Here is a 1,825-nt window from a genome sequence, read left to right on the forward strand (position 1 = left end):
CTACACTATATTTTATCACCGCTGTAAAGGGACTGCATTATTTAAGAGGTTTGCTATAATACGGTCTTCTGTAAGCTGATCCCTGAACATCGAAAGTTTTCTCATGTCTGCATAGATTTCTTCTGGAAGATAAGGCATTCCGTAATTCCCATCTTTTACAAGATTCGCAATCAGTTTATAGCATTTTCATAAATTAGTGCATATATCCACACGCATGGAACCACCCCTCACAATCCGTATGCCTTATCGTTTCCAGAGCTTTTTTTACAGCTTCAGGCAGCTCAGAAGCGACACGTACTTTTTGTTTTCTAAGAATCGCCTTCATTTTTGACCACATTTTCTCTATTGGGTTCAGGTCTGGACTGTACAGTGGTAGATAAGCATAGTGAATTCCTGCTTTATCCAGATATTCTGTCACTGTTTTTGCATGATGGGAACGCATATTATCCATAACTACAAGGTCTTCCTTTTTGAGACTTGGAACTAGCTGATTTTCTATGTATTCACGGAATCGCGCTGCTGTTGTGCCACCCTGATAGATGGTAAATATCGTTGTACTATCCAGACGGATGGATGAAAGGACAGTTGTTGCTGTTGGTGTATTTAATGGTGCAGCGTCAACCGCCCTTTTCCAGTGTAATGCATGTGCATAGAGTCTTGTGAGATTTGTATTAATATCGCTTTCATCAAGAAATACCAAGTGTTCAGCATTTATGCCAGACATAGTCCCGTTCCATGAGCGGCGTTTCTCCTGTACATCGGGGACGCTCCTGCTCGGAGGCATGAAGGGATTTCTTTTTATAAGAATATCCCAGTTTTATTAATGCTTTTCTGACAGTTTCGATGCAGATTTTTAGCTGAAGGGTATCTATAATTTCCTGGAGTGTAATATCGGGTTTTTGTTGTACAAGTTCTTGTATTTTTTGCAGGTCAGCCTCTTTGAGAGAAGCTTTACGCCCCCTGAGACTTGTCTTGACAGAAACAGAACCTTCCCGTTTCATTTGTTCAACCAGACGGTATACGGCACTGACATCAACAGAAAAACATTCTGCTACTTCTTTTGCGTTGTGTGTTTTGTTATAAGCTTGAATTAAAAGATTTCTGGTTTCGTTGTGTAACATATCTATCACCTCTTAGCTTAAGCATATCACTTTAGTCAAGAGTTGCAGTAATTTATGGAATTGCTATAGGATCCTTTCTGTCATCCTTGAGCTGGCTGTTGTCTTCGATTTCCTTGCTCTGTTTTACAGCATATGGATTCACCTGGACAACGCTGATTCCAGCCGTGATCAGCCATGCAGCCAGTGTAAACCAGTAGTGGCCAGTCGGTTCAAGCCCCCGGACAATCTGGCTTTTTCTATTCTGTACTGCAAGCTCCAGCATCCATACTTTAGCTGCTTCAAAGCCTTCTGCTGTGTTACTGAATTCAAATGCTTTTCTGCTTAATTCCCTTCCTCGGATGTCGATTGCTCTTATATAATGAGTTTCACTGCCTATATCGCATCCAACTATAAGCATGTCATCCGTGATAAAGGAAAGTTTATCATTTTTTGCAAATTTACCGTTTGTTTCCAGTTCTCTCCAGGTATACGATTTTAATTCTTTTTCAACACCTTCCATCCGCTTGCAGAGTTCTTCTTTTGATAAAAGATTAACTGCCTGATTTTCTACATTTGCTTGCTTTTTTGTCTTATTTGTTTTAACATTCATTTCAGATACCTCTTGTACTTTAGATTTTTACTAACTGGCCGGTCAGTAATAATCTAAACTATAAATGAGCAAATCCTAAATTTTGCACAAACTAAAGACACCCTCTGCTGAATGA

The 1,825-nt window shown here is 39.7% G+C and carries 3 protein-coding genes; all 3 read right to left on the minus strand.

Features of this window, described 5'->3' with window-relative positions; translation table 11 throughout:
• Positions 1–193: 193 nt before the first annotated feature.
• Genes DW915_RS15515 through DW915_RS15525 form a run of 3 tightly spaced genes read right to left on the minus strand, consistent with a single transcriptional unit; the run spans position 194 to position 1,710 of the window.
• Positions 194–724 carry an IS630 family transposase gene (locus DW915_RS15515; RefSeq protein ID WP_158581080.1) on the minus strand — a complete coding sequence of 177 codons (531 nt, stop codon included), beginning with the start codon at positions 722–724 and terminating at the stop codon, positions 194–196.
• Complete coding sequence (locus tag DW915_RS15520) at positions 705–1,121, minus strand: helix-turn-helix domain-containing protein (RefSeq protein ID WP_055222223.1); 417 nt, start codon at positions 1,119–1,121, stop codon at positions 705–707. The genes DW915_RS15515 and DW915_RS15520 overlap by 20 nt, the downstream gene beginning before the upstream one ends.
• Positions 1,122–1,173: 52 nt before the next feature.
• The gene (locus DW915_RS15525) at positions 1,174–1,710 is read right to left on the minus strand and encodes an IS110 family transposase (RefSeq protein ID WP_118742434.1); all 537 of its coding nucleotides are present in this window, start codon (positions 1,708–1,710) and stop codon (positions 1,174–1,176) included.
• Positions 1,711–1,825: the final 115 nt, after the last annotated feature.

Source organism: Blautia sp. AM42-2 (assembly GCF_003480245.1).
In the GTDB taxonomy this organism is placed as follows: Bacteria; Bacillota; Clostridia; order Lachnospirales; family Lachnospiraceae; genus Fusicatenibacter; species Fusicatenibacter saccharivorans.